This window comes from Saccharopolyspora mangrovi, assembly GCF_035320975.1.
Lineage (GTDB): Bacteria > Actinomycetota > Actinomycetes > Mycobacteriales > Pseudonocardiaceae > Saccharopolyspora > Saccharopolyspora mangrovi.
The window spans coordinates 181,762-199,787 of sequence record NZ_JAWLNX010000001.1 but is presented as its reverse complement, the minus strand read 5'-3'; the positions used below and the strand labels follow the sequence as shown (position 1 = coordinate 199,787).

Genomic DNA, 18,026 nt, shown 5'->3' with positions numbered 1-18,026 from the left:
CACTTCTCGCTCGGTCCGGGCCGCCGGGTGTGTGACGATGGGCGCGTGCAGGACGTGCTGAGCGGTTTCACGATCGGGATCACGGCGGAGCGCAAGGCCGAGGAGATCGGCAACTTGCTGGCCCGGCGGGGTGCCCGCGTGCTGTTCGGCGCCGCCATGCACACGGTTCCGCTGCCCGAGGACGGCGAGCTCGCCGCCGCCACCGAGCGGGTGCTGTCGGCTCCGGTGGACTTCGTCGTGGCGATCACCGGGATGGGGTTCAAGGGCTGGTTCGAGGCCGCGGGTGATGCGCTGGTGGAGCACCTGCGCGGCGCCCGGGTGGTGGCTCGCGGTGCGAAGGCCAAGGGCGCGGTGCGCGGTGTCGGGCTGCGCGAGGAGTGGACCTCGCCGACGGAGGAGTCCGCCGAGGTCCTGGCCCACCTGATGGAGCAGGGCGTGGCGGGCAAGCGGGTCGTGCTGCAGCTGCACGGCGATCCGATGCTCGGGTTCCGCCGCGAACTCACCGAAGCCGGGGCCGAGGTCGTTCCGGTGGCGGTCTACCGCTGGACCGATCCGGTGGACCTGGACGCGCTGGACCGGCTCATCGACGCGGTCATCGCGGGTGAGGTGGACGCGCTGCCGTTCACCAGCGCCCCGGCCGCGACGAACTTCCTGGCCCGCGCCGAGCGCACCGACCGGGGTGAGGCGCTGCGGGAAGCGCTGCGCGACAAGGTCCTCATCGCCTGCGTCGGCCCGGTCACGGCAGCCCCCATCGCGAAAGCCGGCCTCCCGCACGAGATCCCGGACCGCGCCCGCACCGCGGCCCTGGTCAAACTCGTGGAACAAGAACTCCCGGCCCGCGACGCCCGCGCCTGACGCGATTCGAATTTCGCGCGAAATTCGACACCCGAAGTTCGGATTCGAATTTCGCGCGAAATTCGAATCCTCACCCCGCGAAGCGGCCCTGACCTCGGCGGACGCGTGCGGGGGTCGCCCTTTCGGGTGTGGGTCAGTGGGTCCAGCGGTGGTGGCGCATGTTCACGCGTCCGTCCTGGGCGAGGACGCCTTCGGCGCGGAGCAGTTCCAGCTGCCGGTGGCGGAGGTGGTCCGCGACGGTGCCGTTGGAGCGCAGGACCCGGTGCCAGGGGAGGTCGGCGGTGTCCTCGGACATGATCCGCCCCACCAGTCGCGCGGACCGCAGCCCGGCGAGCTCGGCGACGTCCCCGTAGGACAGCACCTTGCCGGGCGGGATCGACGCGACCACGGCGCGCACTCGCTCGAACGTCTCCTCGTCCACGAACCGAACCTACCGCAGTCACCACGGCGAACGGCCCGCCCAGGGGGAGGGGCGGGCCGTTCTGACAGGGCTGGGGGTCAGCCCTGGAAACCGGCGACGATCTTGGAGAAGTCCCAGTCGCCCTGCTCGATGCCGCTGCAGGAGTCCACGGCACCGCCGCTGCACGGCCGGTCGCGGTTGACCGACCAGAAGGTGAAGCGGCCGAGGCCCTTCTCCTTGGCGTAGTCGGCCATCTTCTGGAACGCCGCCTGGTCGACGATCTCGCCCTCGACGTCGGTCTTGCCGTTCATCGACGAGATACCGGAGTGCGCGTAGGCGTCGGCGTCGTTGTAGCCGAGGCTCGCCTTCAGCGCTTCCTTGAGGCCCTCGGTCGCGGAGATGGTGTCCGCGGCCATGTCGGATCCGTTGAAGTCGAACGGCATCTGCGTCCACACGTCGATGTTCGCGCCGATCTCGGCGGCCTTGGCGAACATCGCCTTGCCGTTGTCGTTCGGGCCGGTGGTGGTGGTCGGGAAGGTGACCACGGTCAGCAGGCCGGGGTTGGCCTCCTTGACGATCTTCAGCGCCTCGATGACCTTGTCGCGGGAGGCCTGGCCCTCGAACTCGGTGGCCTCGATGTCGACGTCGATGGCCTTGAGCCCGTAGGCGTCGATCAGCTTCTGGTAGGCCGCGGCCAGCTGCTGGGCGTCGGCGCACACCTCGCCGAGCTTGGTGCCGGAGTAGCCGCCGATGGACGGGATCACGTCGCCGCCGGCGCCGCGGATCGCGTCGATGGTGGCCTTGTCCTGGCCGTCGAGCGGGCGCTGCCCGTCCCAGGCGGGGTTGCAGCCGCCGTCCGAATTGATGAAGGCGAGGGTGAAGTCCTTGATGCCGGTCGCGTTCATGACGTCGGCGGGCGCGGGCGGGCTGCCCCAGCCGTTGTACAGGTACGGCGAGGCGGCGACCGGGCTGGTGGCCGCGCTGGGCTCCTCGGCGCTGAGCGCGGGAGCCGCGCCGACGGCCAACGTGCCGAGGACGGCGGCACCGGCGAGCAGGCTCTTGCGGATCTTGCTCACGCTTCCTCCTTCTTCGGGGTTGCGTCGCGCGATCGAGGACTGCGCGAATTCGCAGGTCACAGGCGGGGGAAGCCTGCGATGAAAAGCAATCTGCCAGACCGCAAAATTGGTATGTACCACCAAACGCCGGAGTCCGATCCCAGCATTCACAGTTGGAAATCCCAGATATCTGGGGCACCTCCCGGCGTGCCCGGAGCCGATCTTGTCTCCTCGACGTGGTTCCATTCGGTTCGTGCCTGCAGCGACTTCGCCCGTGCTCGTGCGCCGCGCCGAGACCGCGCGGCGCGCCACGACCTGGGACGAAGCGGGCCGGCGGGCGATGGAGCACTCGTTCGGATTCCTGCGCGTGCTGGGCGGTCCGGGAACGGGCAAGTCGACTCTGCTCGCCGAGATCGCCGCCGACCGGATCCGAAACAGGGGAGTGTCACCGGAGAACGTCCTGGTGCTGACCTCCAGCCGCCGCGCGGCGTCGTGGATGCGCACCGAGATCACCCGGTTGCTCACCGGATCCGGCGAGGACGTCCGCACCGCCCCCGAGCCGCTGGTGCGCACCGTGCACTCCTACGCCTTCGCCGTCCTGCGGCTGCAAGCGGTGCGCGACGAGCTGCCGCCCCCGCAGCTGCTCAACGGCCCCGACCAGGACGCCCTGGTCCGCGAACTCCTCGAGGGCGACGTCGAGCAGGGCGCCCGCGACTGGCCGGAGCCGCTGCAACCCGCCCTGACCGTCCCGGGTTTCGCCGAGGAGCTGCGGGACCTGCTGCTGCGCGCGGCCGAACGCGGCGTCGACCCGGACCGGCTGATCGCCCTCGGCCGCGAGCACGGCAGGCCCGAGTGGGTCGCGGCGGGCCACTTCGGCTGCCAGTACGAGCAGGTCACGCTGCTGCGCGGCGCCGGAGGCTCGCAGGCCCCGGCGCTGGACGCCGCCGAGCTCGTCGGCTCCGCGCGCCTGGCGTTCGCCACGGACACCGGCCTGCTCATGGCCGAGCAGGACCGGGTCCGGCACGTGCTGGTCGACGACGCGCAGCACCTGGACCCGCAGCAGTACGAGCTGATCCGCACCCTCGGCGGCACCGCCACCGAGTTCATCCTCGCCGGTGACCCCGACCAGGCCGTGTACACCTTCCGCGGTGCCGATCCGCGCTGCCTGCTCGACTCCGATCCGGACGGCAGCGACACCACCGTGCTCACCGTGGACCACCGGATGTCGAAGTCGGTGCGAGAAGCCGTGCAGCGCTTGGCCTCCCGACTTCCCGGCCACGGTCCCCAGCGCCGCCTGGTCGAGCCCGAGCTGGACGACCAGGACGAGGTGGCCGGTTCGGTGCAGGTGCGGCTGCTGGCGACCGAGGCGCAGGAGGCGTCGTGGGTCGCCGACCAGCTGCGCCGCGCGCACCTGCTCGACGAGATCCCCTGGTCGCGGATGGGGGTCGTGGTGCGCTCGACGGGCCGGTCGCTGCCGGTGCTGCGGCGCGCGCTGCTGGCCGCCGGGGTGCCGATCGCGCTGCCGGTGGACGACGTGCCGCTGTCCCAGCGCGCTGCCGTGCGTCCACTGCTGACGCTGCTGCGCTGCGCGGTCCGCCCGCACGAGCTCGACGCCGATGCCGCCGCGCTGCTGCTGTCCTCGCAGCTCGGCGGTGCCGACCCGCTCGCGCTGCGGCGCCTGCGGCGCGGCCTGCTGCGGCTGGAATCGGCCTCGGGCGGCGCGCGTCCCAGCGGTGAACTGCTGGTCGAGGTGCTGCAGGACGGCGACCGGCTGGCCGCGCTGGAGGACTCCGCCGCCGAACCGGCCCGCAAGGTCGGGGCGCTGCTGCGCACCGCGCGGGAATCGGCGGAGAAGGGCCAGACCGTCGAGGAAACGCTGTGGCGGGTGTGGAAGGCCTCCGGCCTGGAGAAGCGCTGGGTCGCCCAGTCCGAGCGGCACGGTGTCACCGGCGCGCAGGCCGACCGCGACCTGGACGCGATCGTGGCGCTGTTCGACGCCGCCGCCCAGTTCGTCGACCGCTCGCCCGGCAACGACGCCGCCGGGTTCGCCGACTACCTCACCGACCAGCAGATCGCCGGATCCTCGCTGGCGCCGACCGCACCTCGGGACAACGCGGTGCAGATCCTCACCGCGCACGCCGCCACCGGCCAGGAGTGGGACGTCGTGGCGGTGCCCGGGGTGCAGGAGGGCAGCTGGCCGGACCTGCGGCTGCGCGGCTCGCTGCTCGGCGTGGAGCGCCTGGTCGACGTGCTGTCGGGGATGACCGGCGAGCGCGTCTCGGCGACCGCGCCGCTGCTGGCCGAGGAGCGCCGGCTGCTGCTGGTCGCGGCCAGCCGCGCCCGGCGGAGCCTGCTGGTCAGCGCGGTGCGCGGCGAGGACGAGCAGCCCTCCCGGTTCCTCGACGAGCTCGACGGCGTGGAGAGCGACCCGGATTCGGCGGAACGCCCCATCGCCCGACCGGAGCGGGGGCTGACGTTGGCGGACTTGGTCGGCGAGCTGCGCCGGGTGGTCTGCGACGCCGAGGAACCCGAGGAGCGCCGGCGCCGCGCGGCCGGGCAGCTGGCCCGGCTGGCCGCCGACGGCGTGCCCGGCGCCGACCCCGACACCTGGTACGGGCTGCCCACGCCCTCCACGGACGCCCCGCTGGTCACCGGCGACGACCCGGTCAAGGTCTCGCCCTCCACAGTGGACATCCTCGCGAAGTGCCCGCTGCGCTGGCTGGTCGAGCGCAACGGCGGTCAGGACACCGCCGAACTCGCCGCCGTCACGGGAACTCTCGTGCACGCGCTCGTGCAGGCCGCCGCCGACGGCGCCGACACCGCCCAGCTGCACCAGGCCCTCGACGAGGCGTGGCAGACCATCGACGCCGGTGCTCCGTGGTTCTCCCGCAAGGAGCGCAAGCGCGTCGAGGGCATGCTCAACGCCTTCGTCGTCTGGCTCGTGCAGTCCCGCGCCGAACTCACCCAGATCGGGGTGGAGCGCGACCTCGACATCAAGGTCCAGGGCCGCGAGGGCGGGCCGTGGCTGCGGCTGCGCGGCCGCGTCGACCGGCTGGAGAAGGACGCCGAGGGCCGCCCGGTCGTGGTGGACGTCAAGACGGCGAAAGCCCCGGTCAGCAAGGGCGATGCGGAGGAGCACCCGCAGCTGGCGGTCTACCAGCTGGCCGCCGCGCTGGGCGCTTTCGGCGAGGAGGAGGAGCCCGGTGGTGCCCGGCTGCTCTACGTCGCCAAGTCCGACCGCAAGGGCGCGGCGACCGAACGCGCGCAGGAACCCCTCGACGAGGACAAGATCAAGGTGTGGCTCGACGTGGTGCACAGCGCCGCCGAGTCCAGCCTCGGACCGGCCTACGTGGCCAGCGAGAACACCGACTGCCCGCGCTGCCCGGCGCGCACCAGCTGCCCGGTCCACCCCGCAGGTAGGCAGGTTTCGCAGTGATCAGTCCACAGCGGATCGCCCAGGCGCTCGGCCTGCACCAGCCCACGCCCGAGCAGGCCGAGGTCATCGCCGCGCCACCGGAACCGGCGCTGGTGGTGGCCGGTGCGGGCGCGGGCAAGACCGAGACGATGGCCGCGCGCGTGGTCTGGCTGGTGGCCAACCAGCTGGTCACGCCTGAGCGAGTGCTGGGGCTGACGTTCACCCGCAAGGCCGCCCGCCAGCTCGCCGACCGGGTGCGCGCCCGGCTGCGCAGGCTCGCCGGGTCCGGCCTGCTCGACGAGGTGGAACCGAGCGGGCAGCTGCGCTCCGCGGTGCTCACCGAAGAGCCGACCGTGCTCACCTACCACGCCTACGCAGGCCGGATCGTCGGCGAGCACGGCCTGCGCGTGCCGGTCGAGCCGGGCGCGCGGCTGCTCACCGCGACCGCGTCCTGGCAGCTCGCGCACCGCGTCGTGGCCACCTGGACCGAGGACCTCGACACCGACAAGGTCCCGGCCACCGTCACCGGCTACCTGCTCGCCCTGGCCGGGGAACTCGCCGAACACCTGGTGAGCCCGGACGAACTGCGGGTGCACGCCGAAAAGCTCTGCGAGGCAGTGGAAAACGCACCCCGCGCCAAGGGGCAGCGCGCCAACCTGCCGCAGGACCTGGTAAAAGTCGTCGCCGCGCAACGGCTTCGAGTCGCACTGCTGCCGCTGGTGGAGGAGTACGCGCAGCGCAAGCGGCGCGAGGGCGCGATGGACTTCGCCGACCAGATGTCGCTGGCGGCCAACCTCGCCGCCGGGCACCCGGAGGTCGTGGAGGGTGAACGCGCCCGCTACGGCGCGGTGCTGCTCGACGAGTACCAGGACACCGGCCACGCCCAGCGCGTCCTGCTGCGCTCGCTGTTCGGCGGCGATTCCGCCTCGCTGCCGGTGACGTCGGTGGGCGACCCGGCGCAGGCGATCTACGGCTGGCGCGGGGCGAGCGCGGCGAACCTGCCGCGCTTCACCACCGACTTCCCGCGCAACGAGGTCGACCACCTCGTTCCCGCGCACCGCTACGGGTTGCTGACCAGCTTCCGCAACCCCGAGGAGGTCCTGCGGGTCGCCAACGCGGTGTCCGAACCGCTGCGCAGGATCGGCCTGGAGGTCGACGAGCTCCGCGCCCGCGAAGGGGCCGACGAGGGCGACATCCGCGTGCTGCTGGCCGAGCACGTCCGCGCCGAGCGCGAGTGGGTCGCCGACCGGATCCACGCCCAGTGGCACGCCGCCGTCGACGAGACCGGCCGCCCGCCGACCGCGGCCGTGCTGGTGCGGCGGCGCGCCGACATGGCCGACATCGCGGTTGCGCTGCGGGAACGCGGTCTCCCGGTGGAGGTCGTGGGGCTCGGTGGACTCCTGGACGAGCCGGAGGTGCGCGACCTGGTCAGCGCGCTGCGGCTGCTCGTCGACCCGCTCGCCGGCACCGCCGCCGCCCGGCTGCTGACCGGCTCGCGCTGGCGCATCGGCGCCGCCGACCTGGCCGCGCTGTGGGACCGGGCGCGGGAGCTGGGCGCGCAGTTCTTCGGCGAACCCGAGTCCGACGACCCGTCGGCCGTGGTCCACGCCGCGCTGCCCGGCGAGAACGCCGAGCAGGCGGGACTGGCCGACGCGCTCGACGACCCCGGTCCGCCGGAGCGCTACTCCGAGCAGGGCTACGAGCGCATCCGCAGGCTCGGCGGTGAGCTGGCCGCGCTGCGGCGGCGCCTGGACCAGCCGCTGCCGGAGCTCGTCGCCGACGCCGAGCGCACGCTGCTGCTCGACATCGAAAGCCTCGCCCGCCCAGGCGGTGTCGGCCGCATCCACCTCGACGCCTTCGCCGACGTGGTCACCTCGTTCGCCACGGCCAGCCCGTCGGCGACGCTGCCGTCGCTGCTGGACTACTTCGCCGCCGCCGAGCGCGCCGAGGACGGCCTGGAGCCCGGGGAGGTCGAGGTCGCCGACGACCGGGTGCAGATCCTCACGGTGCACGCCGCCAAGGGCCTGGAGTGGCAGGTCGTGGCCGTTCCGCACCTGGTCAACGACGTCTTCCCGGGCAAGCGCAAGTCCTCGTCGTGGCTGCGGTCGGTGACCTCGCTGCCCGCCGACCTGCGCGGCGACGCCCCCGACCTGCCCAAGCTCGACGTCGACCGGCTGAGCGGCCTGGACCGCAAGGAGCTCAGCGAGGCCCTGGGCATCCACGACGAGGAGTTCGAGGCCCGCCGGCTGGCGGAGGAGCGCCGCCTGTTCTACGTCGCGGTGACCCGCTCGGAGCGCACGCTGCTGCTGTCCGGGCACTGGTGGGGCGAGAACGGCGACAAGCCCAAGGGGCCGTCGGAATTCCTCACCGAGACCGCGCAGATCGTGCACGACGACCGGGTGGGCGTGATCGACGAGTGGTGCCCGGCGCCGGACGAGGACGCCCAGAACCCGCTGGCGGAGGAGGTCCGCTCGGCCGAGTGGCCGGTGGACCCGCTCGGACCCCGCCGCGAAGCCGTCGCCGAGGGCGCGGAGCTCGTCCGCGCCGCGATGTCGGCAGCGGACTCCGTCGAGGTGGACGAGGACCCGGACGGCTGGGCGCGGGACGTCGACGTCCTGCTGGCCGAGCGCGCCGCCGCCGCGCAGCGCCGCGAGCAGGTCCGGTTGCCCGACCACCTGTCGGTCAGCCAGCTCGTCGAGCTCGCCGGCGACACCGACGCGCTGGCCCGCAGGCTGCGGCGCCCGCTGCCGTACCCGCCGAACCCGATGACCCGCCGAGGAACGGCGTTCCACGCCTGGCTGGAGCACCGGTTCACCTCGTCGGCGCTGCTCGACGTGGACGAGCTGCCGGGCGCGGCCGACGATTCCGCCCCGATGCACGAGGACCTCGCCGAGCTGCAGAAGGCGTTCCTCGAAGGCTCGTGGGCGGATCGCACTCCGCACCGGGTCGAGGTGCCGTTCGAGACGCAGGTGGAGGGCGTTGTGCTGCGCGGCCGGATGGACGCGGTCTTCGCCGACCCCGACGGCGGGTGGACTGTCGTGGACTGGAAGACCGGCGCGGTGCCCGGCGGCGACCAGATCCCGTCGCTGTCGGTGCAGCTCGCGGCCTACCGCCTGGCCTGGGCGGAGCTGTCGAAGACACCGCTGGAGAAGGTGCGCGCCGCGTTCCACTACGTGCGCCACGACTACACGCTGCGACCTGCGGATCTGCGGGACGGTGAGGGGCTGCGCGAGCTCATCACCACGGTCCCCCGGGACCACTGAACATTTACACGTTCGGGTGGTGGAGCTTGAGTTCGTCGTGCGCGGCGGTCGAGTATGCCCGCGATGAACACCGACTGGAAGCTCACCACTCCGCCGGAATCCGCAGTGCGCGTGGACACCGAAGTTCTCGCCATGCGCGCCCCTCTGGTGCGGGTCCACCGCGACGATGAGGGCACCTGGTCCTTCGAGGGCCCGGGTGCCACGGGTCGGGAGTCCAAGCAGACCAAGCTGCAGGCCGTCGTGGGCGCCTGGCCGCACGTCGCAGCGCTGTCCGACCTCGACGCCGGCACCGCCGTCGTCTGGTCCTGGCGCCAGCACGGTTGGGCCAGCGAGTTCGAGTGCGAGTGCGGCAGCTGCGAGACGCCGGTCGCCGGCGACATCGACCGCCAGAGCTGGCCGTCGGAGCTGCAGCCGCACACGATCATCAGCGTCGAGCAGGTCGCCCTGTCCGGGCAGCGCCCGCTCACCGACATCATGTCCACGCCCGGCGGCATCGCGATGCTCGGCCCGGGCGAGCACCGCCGCACGGTCGACCAGATGACCCCGGTGGCCCTGGCCAACGTCATCCGCCGCTGGCCGCACACGGTCCAGGCGATGCGGGTCCTGCAGGAGGGCCGCGGAATGCGCTGGAACCCCGAAGCCCTCAACTGGCACGAGTACGTGCTGGCCTGAGTTTCCCACCCGCCGGAGCAGGACGGTTTCAACGGGAACTCCCCCGAGGTGACCCACCAGGGGGCGGGAGTTTCAGTTGAAACCCCGGTTCAGGCGTTCTCGGTGAGCTGCGGGTGGTCGAGCAGCCGCGAGTAGAGGACTTCCAGCAGCCAGCGGCCGAACATCGAGGAGCCGAACTCGGCCGCCCGGTTCTCCGGCGGGATCACGAGCTTCCCCGAGTCGTCGGGCCCGGTCGTGACGACTCCGGCGCCGTAGTAGTCCAGCTCCAGCATCGACAGCGCGTCGTACCGGTGCTGACCAGGGAGGACGACCGCGCAGGGGGCGAGGGTCAGCAGCGTCCCGCAGGCGCGCAGCGCGCGCGAGGGCTTGGCGACGGGCACCAGGATCCCGATCAGGTCGACGGCCGCCACCGGCAGCTGGTCGTGGTGTTCGGGTTCCGACCACGCCTTGAACCACGCGGGGTTGAGCTCGGGCTCCCACCCGTGGTGTCGACGCCACTGGTGGACGTCTTGCCGGATGCGGGCCACCGCGGTGAACCGGGTGCCGAGCACCTCCACATCCGGTACCAGTCGCCCGTCCCACCCGAGGGCGCGGGCCGCGTGCTGAAGCTGCTGCACCGTCGCATGGTAAACGTCCGAACCACTGTTTCGGGATGGCCTTCAACCACTAATCGGCCACATTTCCGGGCCGTCGAGTTCGGAATGTGCGGAGCGGTTACTGTTCAACGCCGTGAGTGGTCACAACGTCGGGGAGCACGACTCATGAATCGAGGTCCCAGCCAGCTGTTCGGCAGGCACCAAGCCGAGGAAGAGCTGAGCACCAGGCCCGATCACGCACTCGTCGGCGTCATCCGGATGCCGGGCACGGTGACGAGCCCGGTGCGCTCCATCATCCGCCGGATTCTCGGTGCGATGGTCGCGCTGGCCGCCACCGTCGCCATCGTCTACATCGGCCGCGACGGCTACAAGGACTCCGCGGGCGGCGAGCTCAGCGTGCTCGACGTCCTCTACTACGCGACGGTGTCGCTGTCGACGACCGGGTACGGCGACATCACCCCGGTCACCGACCAGGCTCGCCTGGTGAATGTGCTCATCATCACGCCGCTTCGCGTGCTGTTCCTGATCGTGCTGGTCGGCACCACACTGGAAGTGCTCACCGAGCGCTCGCGGCAGGCTTTCAAGATCCAACGCTGGAGGTCCAAGGTGCGCGACCACGTGGTCGTCATCGGATACGGAACCAAGGGCCGTTCCGCGGTCACCGCACTGCTCGGCGAGGGCGCCGACCCGGGCCGCATCGTGGTGGTCGACACCGACCGCACGTCGCTGGAGTCGGCGTCGGCGCAGGGCCTGGTGACGGTCAACGGTTCCGGTACCCGCTCGGACGTGCTGCGCGTGGCGGGCTTGCCGCGCGCCCGCGCAATCGTGATCGCCCCGGCCCGCGACGACACGGCGGTGCTGGTGACCCTGACGGCCCGCGAGCTGGCGCCGAAGGCGCAGATCGTCGCGGCCGTCCGGGAGGCGGAGAACGTGCACCTGCTGCGCCAGTCGGGCGCGGATTCGGTGGTGGTCTCCAGCGAGACGGCGGGCCGGTTGCTGGGCATGGCGACGTCGACGCCGTCGGTCGTGGAGATGTTCGAGGACCTGCTCAGCCCCGAGGTGGGTCTGGCGATCGCCGAGCGCGAGGTGGCGCGCCAGGAGGTCGGCGGTTCGCCGCGGCACCTGTCCGACATCGTGCTGGGCGTGGTCCGCGACGGTGAGCTCTACCGGGTCGACGCCCCGGAGGCGGACGCGATCGAGGAGGGCGACCGGCTGCTCTACGTGCGGAAAGTGACTCCGCCGCAAACGTGACCTTCTGGCAACGGATCTCGGGCGATTCCGGTTCGGGCTTTCTGGGACTATCGGTGTTGTGGGAAGCACGCGAGGTTCGGCCTCGGTGGCGCCGATCCTGTTAGCTCTGGGAGTGCTCGGCGTCGTGGTGGCCGGCGTGACCGTCTGGCCGCTGGTCGCGGCATCCGGGCAGCAGGAGAAGGTCGCCGAGCGCAAGGCGACGGCTGTCGTGGTCGAGCCGCGCCCGTGCGGTGCGCGCGCGGCCGGTGACATCGTCGAGGTGCAGCTCGACGGCCAGACCCGCCGCGCCACCTTCGACGGTTGCGGGCACACCCGGGGACAGCGCCTGGAAGTGATGGTCCCCGCCCGCGCGGCGGGGGACCTGCGCGTCACACCGGTGAAAACCGATGAGTCCGAACTGGAAAAGCTCGCGCGGCGCACCAACATCGTGCTGCTGACCCTGGCCGCGGTGGCGGGCGGCGGTTTCGGCGTCCTGCTGGGCCGCCGCTAGGTTCCGCTACCCGCACCGCCAAGCAAATCCAGACCTCAAACAGGCTCTAGTCCACGTCGCTCGAGGGCGAGAGCCAGGTGTTGCACTGGGTGACCTGGTTCTTGGTGAATCCTTGCTGGACCCAGGTCGAGTTGGTCTCGATGCTGCCGTGGTCGTGGACGCTGCTGTTCTCGTCGCCGCGACCGGCGGAGTCGCGCAGCGCGGGGAAGATGAGCTCGTTGCTCACGCCGCCGTTCTGCAGCGCGGCGAGGGTCATGCCCTCGAAGCAGGTGGCCTGGAGTTCGGATCGTCGCGTGAGTTCGAGCCCGGCTTCGCCCCGCGCCTCGGCGGAGGCCTGCCCGTACGCGCCGTTGATGCCCGAAAGCCGTTGCAGCGCATGGCCGAACTCGTGCGCGAACTGCCCGAGGAACACCCCGGCCTCGGTGCGTCCTTCGACCTCGGAGTAGTAGCGCGCGGTCATGTAGATGGTGTTGTCCTGCGGGCAGTACAGCGCGGTCTGGTCCCAGGTCCGAAGCCCGCAGGGCGTGTCGACGTCGCTGCCGGTGGTGACCACGCGCGGGATGTCGGTGGGCAGGTTCGCCTCTTCCAGCGCGGGCTCCCACGCCTGCATGAGGCAGGGGAGGACGGCCTGGTAGAACGCGTCCTGCGAAGCCACGTCGGTGGCGAACTCCGGCAGCGGGCACGGTGTGGTGACGGCCCCGTTGCCATCGATGTTGAGGGGGTTGTCGCCGAGCTTGAGCACCGGCTGGGCGGTCGAGGTCTCCTCGGAGGTGGAGGTCTCCTCGGAAGTGCTGGTCTCCGAGGTGGTTTCACCCGTGCTGGTGGCGACGGGCGGCTCGCTGGGCGGCGGAGGCGCGGCCTGCTCGTCGGACTTGTCGGAGGCCACCGAAGCGGCCACGGCTCCGACGGTCCCGATCCCGAACAACGCCACGGCAGCCAGCACGATCCCCACGACGAACCCGCTGTTGCTGCGCTGCGGCGGCTGCTGCGCGAACGGAGCAGCCGCGTCCGGCGGTCCCCAAGCCGGTGAAACCCACTGCGGCTGCGGGCCCGACGGCCACTGCTGCCACGGCTGACCGGACTGCCACGGCGGTGGCGATGGTTGACCGAACTGCTGCGGTTGGCCGGTCTGGAACGGCGGTTGCGGAGGCTGACCGGACGGCCACGGCTGGTCGGGTTGCGGCGAAGGTCCCACCGGCTGGCCGGGTCCCGCCTGCCCGTGCTGCTGCCACTGCCCGGGTTGTCCCGGACCGGGGTGGCCTTGCGGGTGCTGCTCTGGCTGCTGCCACGGCGGAGGTGATGGAGGCCGGGTCATCCGCCCAACCCCGTCCGCCGCCACCGGCAGGTATCAGCCACCCCGCCACCCAGCCACAACACGGTCATGCCACCGACTTCCCACAGCTCCGAGAACGACTTCGAACCCTAACCCCACGAACCCCGCCCAACCCCCACTTTTCAGCAAACAGATGCCCGCCTCACCCCGGGCCCCCAACGCCACGGCCTCGACGAACGTCACCGGATACCGAGGTTCGAGCCGAGCGCTCAGAGGTCGTTCTCCTGGTTCGCAGGGCGTTCGACGTGGCGGGGAGCCACCAGAGGACGGCGAGGGGAATGGCTACGAGGAGTTGGACGGTGCTCCCGATGTTGCCTTGGGCGAGGGTGACGGTGCCGTTGACCAGGTAGAAGGTGCAGCAGAGGGTGACGAGGAGCCGGCCGGTCCGGCTGCCTTTGAGCAGGGCGAGGAGACTGCCGCCGAGGCCGAAGAGCAGGGTCAGGGTGGCGGCCGTGAGGATGAGGGCGGCGGTGGTGTGGCTGCCTGTTTCGAAGCGCTTGATGCTCATGACGGTTTGGAGGAAAGCGCCGCCGAGAGAGATGCCGGACGTCGTGAGGGCCGCGACGATCAGCAGGGAGCTGGATTTCCTCCGCGGTTCGCGGGAATTCGTCGGTGGCCAGGTGGGGTGGTGGGCGCGGGGAGGGAGCGCTCGTCGGGCCGGGTGGTTGGGGTTGTGCACTTCTCGCGGTCCTTTCAGTAGTCCCAGGTGTGTTCTCGGTGCTGTTCTTTGTCGATGATCTCGGTGCATTCGGAGCAGCGTTCGGTTACGGCTTTGGAGAGGGGTTCTCGTGGCCACGGCGTGGCTGTGGGGATGAGGAGCCATGTTTCGCAGACCGCCGGTACCCAAGCGCCGGTATATACCGAACCGGGAAGTGTCGTCATCGCGTGGCGAATCTTGAAACCTGAGCCGACGATCCAGAACACGTCTGTTCGCTCTCGTCGAAACACGTCGAAAACCATCCCTTTGAGTCCTTTGCTCGCCAAGCCGTGGAACCGGAATGGGATGGGAAGCTAGGTTCGTTTCAGCAGTTCATCCACCAGTGAAACGTTTCCCCGGAACTGAAGCAGTGAAACGGAATTCGAAACGGGGGAGCCGGTCACGCACCAGCCGGAGGTCAGGGTGTCGGCGAGATCCCGCCTGTTTCGCGTCAACCTCGGTGCGGAGCTCCGAACCCTCCGAGAGCGCACCAAGATGTCCACCCGAACGGTGGCCACGCGATTGGGCACCAGCCCGGCCTGGGTGAGCAGAACCGAAACCGGAGTCCGCTTCCCGACCCCGGAGGAAGTCGGTGCGCTCTGCGAGCTCTACGGCGCGACAGGCGAGATGCGCGACCTCCTCACCGCCAAAGCAGAGTCCAACGACGGCACGACGATCAACCTGCCGTCACACGACCAGTTCGCGGATCAGCTCGCAAACGTCATGTTGTTGGAGGCCGAGGCGTGGCGTGTCACCGAATACGAGCTCGCGCTCGTGCCAGGCCTGTTGCAGACGGCTGACTACGCGCGTCAGATCCTCTCCGCGGTTCCGCGACCGCAGGCTGAGGTCGAGCGCATGGTCTCCACCAGGCTTGGACGACAGCCGTTGCTTTCTCGCCCGAAAGGGCCGGAACTGCGGTTCTTGCTGGACGAGTTCGTGCTGCGCAGGCTCATCGGTGGGCCGGCGGTCATGCGCGAACAGCTCAGCAAGATCGCTGCAGAAGCGCGTCGCCCCAATGTCCACGTGAGGGTCATTCCAGCAGCGGCGGGCGCTCATGCCGGTTTGGACGGGACGTTCGCGGTGTACGAGTTCGCGGCGGTGGAGACGTACGTCTATTTGGAGTACCGAAAGGGCGGGATCTTTCTTACTGACCCGGAGGACACGCGTCGGTATGTTGATGTTCGGGACGCAATTTGGGAGTTGGCCCTCGGCGAGCAGGCATCCGCCGAGTTGGTCGGCGCATTGGCAGAAGGGCTGGTCGATGACTGACCTCGTATGGCGCAAGAGCAGCCGCAGCGGCACCGAGACGAAGTGCGTCGAGGTGGCGCAGGCCCCCGACTCGATCGCCGTCCGTGATTCCAAGGACCCGGAGGGTGGTCAACTGCGCGTCGAGGCATCGCAGTGGGGAGCGTTCCTGGACGGTCTCAAAGGCGGGCGTTTCCCCGCGGCCGAGTAGGTGATCTTTGTGCTGTGACCTGGGGCGGGCTGTGTCCCAGGTCAAGTTTGTCCAGATTCCCCGGAACCGTTACGCGCGCGGGCGCGTCAAGCTAAAGTAACCACGGTTCATGGGGGATCACAGGGTCCGGAGGATCTGGGATGACTAGCGCAGAGGGTGGGTTCGCCGCCGCCAAAGAGGGTCTGAAGGCCGTCAGCGGCCAGACGCAGTGGATCAACTCGCAGGTAGGTGCGGGCAAGCTCGCGCTGAACCCGGAGGCGGCCGAGAAGGCAGCTAAGCACTGCGAAGAAGAAGTTCGCGAGCTCGCCAAGCTCCTGAGGAACGCGGCGGCGTTGAGGACCGTCAAGGGCCTGGGTGACTACGAGGATGGTCAGCAGCTCGCCAAGCGCTTTCAGGACAAGGCAACCGACCCCGACTCGGGCATTCTCAAGTTGATCCGTGACATGCAGGACGAGTTGACGAAGCAGGCGGAAGCTTTTCGCGCTGCTGCCAAGGACTACCGTGCCGTCGACGAACAGAACGCTGACGACCTTAGGCGAGGGATGAAGTGAGCACGTTTTCCAGGTCCTTGTTCGTGACCGTAGCCGGCTTGGCGCTTTTCGGCCTGAGCGCTTGCGGCGGAACAAGCACTGGTGGTGGCCCCTCGGTGCAGCCACCCGCTCCGGGCGCGGCTCTTCAGAGCTTCGACCCGTGCACGTTCTTCACGCCTGAGGAGTTGACTTCGTTCGGCGTGGGGACCACCTCGCAAGACTTTACTCAGGTCAGCTTCCAACCGGGTTGCGAATGGGAAGGTGAGAAGCTGTCGATCGGACTGCAGAAGAACGCCAAGGACACCGTGCAAAGCCTTGGGCAGGGCGGTGGCTTCGACAAGTTCGAGCCGACGAACATCGCAGGTCGTGAAGCCGCGGAGATCATCGTCGGTGGAGCGACTGACCAGGGCGTATGTAACTACGCGGTGTCCGCTGGCGGCGGTTTCGTGATGTACCAGCTTTCCGGATTCATGCGTGATTCCGTTCCGGATCCGTGCGGCGAGCTTGAGAAGGTCGTTAACCAGACTGCTTCGAGATTGCCTCAGTGACACAGGGGGAGTGATGGGGCTTTTCAGCGCACTGGACAATGCCGGCGGGCACGTTTTCGGTTGGGAAACCGAGGCTGACGAGAACCGCATCGAGCAAAGTGCCGAGGCCAAGCGGATTGCTCAGCAGCAGCAGGCGGAGCTCGCGAGGCAGAACTCGGGCTTGAACGTCGGTTCTTTTGATTCGCCTGCCATCACCCAGTGCATCAACTGGGGCGGGCGCAGCCACGCGGACATCTACAAGACCAACCAGGAGTCAATCGATCAGGCGGCTGTCGCCGAGGTGGCGCAAGCCTGGACGAAGCTTGCTGAAGGTCTTCGCGAGCGTGGCGAGCGGTTCGGTCCGGACCTGTCCAACATCGTTCGCGATGGATGGCAGGGCGAGGCGGCTGACGCTGCGGCTGAAGTCGGAAAACCTGCATCCGACTGGATGAAAGCCAGCGCCGATGCCGTCGAGATGACAGGCAACAACCTCAACACGGCTGGGGATGCTGCTGGTCAGTCGAGGAAGCTCGTCCCGGAGCCGGAGGGGTTCAGCTGGGGTGAGGCCGCGGCGTCCGCGATTCCATTCGGTCTCAGTGGGGGTGGTGTCAACGCTCTTTCTCAGATGGAAGAGCAAGAAGAGGCCGAGAAGGCTGCTCAGGAGACGATGGGTCGCGTTTACAGCCCGACGCTGACGCAGGTCGACGCGAAGATGCCGCAGTACACCGCGCCTGATGGGTCGACCGCGAACCCGCCGCCGGTCCCGCCGCCCGGCGGTACCGACTGGGGTGGCGGCATGGGCAACGGTGGCAATGTTCCCGGTGGTTCGGGGGCGGGCTCCGGCGCTGGTGGCGGCTACTCCGGTAGCGGCATGCCCGGCGGTGGGGTCGCCGGTGGCGGTTACACCGGCGGGGCCTACCCGGGCGGGACCAGCCCGGCCGGAACCGGCACTGCCTGGGCGAACCCGCCCGGTGGCGGTCTCCCCGGCGGAGGTGTGCCCGGTGGTGGCATGCCTGGTGGTGGAACTCCTGGCGGCGGCGCAGGTCTCGGGCTCGCGGCAGGTCTCGGCGCGGGTGCCGGAGCTGGTGCGGGCGGCCGGGCCGGTGGCGTCGGCGGTGCCGGAGCAGGTGCTCGCGGCGCCGGAATGGGTGCCGGCGGTCGGGCCGGAGCGGGTGGTTTCGGCGGTGGTGCCGGTGCGGGCGCTGGTGCTGCGGGTGCCGGTGGTCGCGGAGCTGCTGGCCGCGGTGGCATGGGCGGCATGGGTGCCGGTGCCGGTCAGCGCGGGCAGGGCTCCGAGGACGACGAGCACGAGCGTCCTTCCTGGCTCGAAGAGCAGGACGACGTGTGGATGAACGACATGCCCAAGACCGCTCCGCCCGTTCTCGGCGAGTGAGCGGAATCTTCACCTGATTCGGTGGGGTGGGGGGGGGGGGGGGGGGGCACCCCCCCCCCCCCCACCCACCAGAAAGATAAAGGAAACAGAGGG

Annotated in this window: 17 protein-coding genes and 1 pseudogene; 12 read left to right on the top strand and 6 right to left on the bottom strand. The window is 70.2% G+C overall.

What is annotated here, in order from left to right; translation table 11 throughout:
- Positions 1-45 precede the first annotated feature (45 nt).
- Positions 46-855, top strand: coding sequence for a uroporphyrinogen-III synthase (locus R4I43_RS00995; RefSeq protein ID WP_324263552.1), 810 nt, complete (start codon positions 46-48; stop codon positions 853-855).
- A gap of 133 nt (positions 856-988) precedes the next feature.
- Here R4I43_RS00995 and R4I43_RS00990 read toward each other — a convergent pair whose 3' ends face one another.
- The gene (locus R4I43_RS00990; protein ID WP_324263551.1) at positions 989-1,276 is read right to left on the bottom strand and encodes an MGMT family protein; all 288 of its coding nucleotides are present in this window, start codon (positions 1,274-1,276) and stop codon (positions 989-991) included.
- Between the two features lie 77 nt (positions 1,277-1,353).
- The gene (locus tag R4I43_RS00985) at positions 1,354-2,331 is read right to left on the bottom strand and encodes a chitinase (RefSeq protein WP_324263550.1); all 978 of its coding nucleotides are present in this window, start codon (positions 2,329-2,331) and stop codon (positions 1,354-1,356) included.
- A gap of 232 nt (positions 2,332-2,563) precedes the next feature.
- Here R4I43_RS00985 and R4I43_RS00980 point away from each other — a divergent pair, with 232 nt between their 5' ends.
- The 3 genes from R4I43_RS00980 to R4I43_RS00970 all read left to right on the top strand — a co-directional run bounded on the left by R4I43_RS00980 (position 2,564) and on the right by R4I43_RS00970 (position 9,660).
- Positions 2,564-5,746: an ATP-dependent helicase gene (locus R4I43_RS00980; protein ID WP_324263549.1), complete on the top strand. Its 3,183-nt coding sequence runs from the start codon at positions 2,564-2,566 to the stop codon at positions 5,744-5,746.
- Positions 5,743-8,988: an ATP-dependent helicase gene (locus R4I43_RS00975; protein ID WP_324263548.1), complete on the top strand. Its 3,246-nt coding sequence runs from the start codon at positions 5,743-5,745 to the stop codon at positions 8,986-8,988. Before R4I43_RS00980 ends, R4I43_RS00975 begins: the two co-directional genes overlap by 4 nt.
- A 63-nt stretch (positions 8,989-9,051) precedes the next feature.
- On the top strand, positions 9,052-9,660 hold the full coding sequence (locus tag R4I43_RS00970; RefSeq protein WP_324263547.1) for a hypothetical protein: 609 nt from the start codon (positions 9,052-9,054) through the stop codon (positions 9,658-9,660).
- An 89-nt stretch (positions 9,661-9,749) separates the two neighbouring features.
- Here the strand turns inward: R4I43_RS00970 and R4I43_RS00965 are convergent, their stop codons facing one another.
- Positions 9,750-10,277: a hypothetical protein gene (locus R4I43_RS00965; RefSeq protein WP_324263546.1), complete on the bottom strand. Its 528-nt coding sequence runs from the start codon at positions 10,275-10,277 to the stop codon at positions 9,750-9,752.
- Positions 10,278-10,421: 144 nt separating this feature from the next.
- On the opposite strand from R4I43_RS00965, the gene R4I43_RS00960 reads away from it, so the two are divergent.
- The gene (locus tag R4I43_RS00960; RefSeq protein WP_324263545.1) at positions 10,422-11,507 is read left to right on the top strand and encodes a potassium channel family protein; all 1,086 of its coding nucleotides are present in this window, start codon (positions 10,422-10,424) and stop codon (positions 11,505-11,507) included.
- Between the two features lie 58 nt (positions 11,508-11,565).
- A complete protein-coding gene (locus R4I43_RS00955) occupies positions 11,566-11,997 on the top strand; it encodes a hypothetical protein (protein WP_324263544.1) in 432 nt (143 codons plus the stop codon).
- Positions 11,998-12,043: 46 nt separating this feature from the next.
- Here R4I43_RS00955 and R4I43_RS00950 read toward each other — a convergent pair whose 3' ends face one another.
- The 3 genes from R4I43_RS00950 to R4I43_RS00940 form a co-directional block, all read right to left on the bottom strand.
- Entirely contained in the window at positions 12,044-13,312 is a 1,269-nt protein-coding gene (locus R4I43_RS00950) for a neutral zinc metallopeptidase (RefSeq protein WP_324263543.1), read from the bottom strand.
- A gap of 160 nt (positions 13,313-13,472) precedes the next feature.
- Complete coding sequence (locus tag R4I43_RS00945; RefSeq protein WP_324263542.1) at positions 13,473-13,838, bottom strand: hypothetical protein; 366 nt, start codon at positions 13,836-13,838, stop codon at positions 13,473-13,475.
- 185 nt (positions 13,839-14,023) lie between these two features.
- Positions 14,024-14,290, bottom strand: a complete 267-nt coding sequence (locus R4I43_RS00940; RefSeq protein WP_324263541.1) for a hypothetical protein — start codon at positions 14,288-14,290, stop codon at positions 14,024-14,026.
- Between the two features lie 160 nt (positions 14,291-14,450).
- Here R4I43_RS00940 and R4I43_RS00935 point away from each other — a divergent pair, with 160 nt between their 5' ends.
- From R4I43_RS00935 to R4I43_RS00910, 6 genes and pseudogenes are all read left to right on the top strand, one after another.
- On the top strand, positions 14,451-15,296 hold the full coding sequence (locus R4I43_RS00935) for a helix-turn-helix domain-containing protein (protein ID WP_324263540.1): 846 nt from the start codon (positions 14,451-14,453) through the stop codon (positions 15,294-15,296).
- Positions 15,289-15,483: a DUF397 domain-containing protein gene (locus R4I43_RS00930; RefSeq protein WP_324263539.1), complete on the top strand. Its 195-nt coding sequence runs from the start codon at positions 15,289-15,291 to the stop codon at positions 15,481-15,483. The genes R4I43_RS00935 and R4I43_RS00930 overlap by 8 nt, the downstream gene beginning before the upstream one ends.
- A gap of 140 nt (positions 15,484-15,623) precedes the next feature.
- The gene (locus R4I43_RS00925; RefSeq protein ID WP_132672933.1) at positions 15,624-16,034 is read left to right on the top strand and encodes a hypothetical protein; all 411 of its coding nucleotides are present in this window, start codon (positions 15,624-15,626) and stop codon (positions 16,032-16,034) included.
- Positions 16,035-16,057: 23 nt separating this feature from the next.
- On the top strand, positions 16,058-16,561 hold the full coding sequence (locus R4I43_RS00920) for a DUF3558 domain-containing protein (RefSeq protein WP_324263538.1): 504 nt from the start codon (positions 16,058-16,060) through the stop codon (positions 16,559-16,561).
- Between the two features lie 13 nt (positions 16,562-16,574).
- Positions 16,575-17,024 (top strand): annotated as a pseudogene (locus R4I43_RS00915) (PPE domain-containing protein); the annotation flags it as partial.
- Positions 17,025-17,165: 141 nt separating this feature from the next.
- Positions 17,166-17,933, top strand: a complete 768-nt coding sequence (locus R4I43_RS00910; RefSeq protein WP_324263869.1) for a hypothetical protein — start codon at positions 17,166-17,168, stop codon at positions 17,931-17,933.
- Positions 17,934-18,026 lie beyond the last annotated feature (93 nt).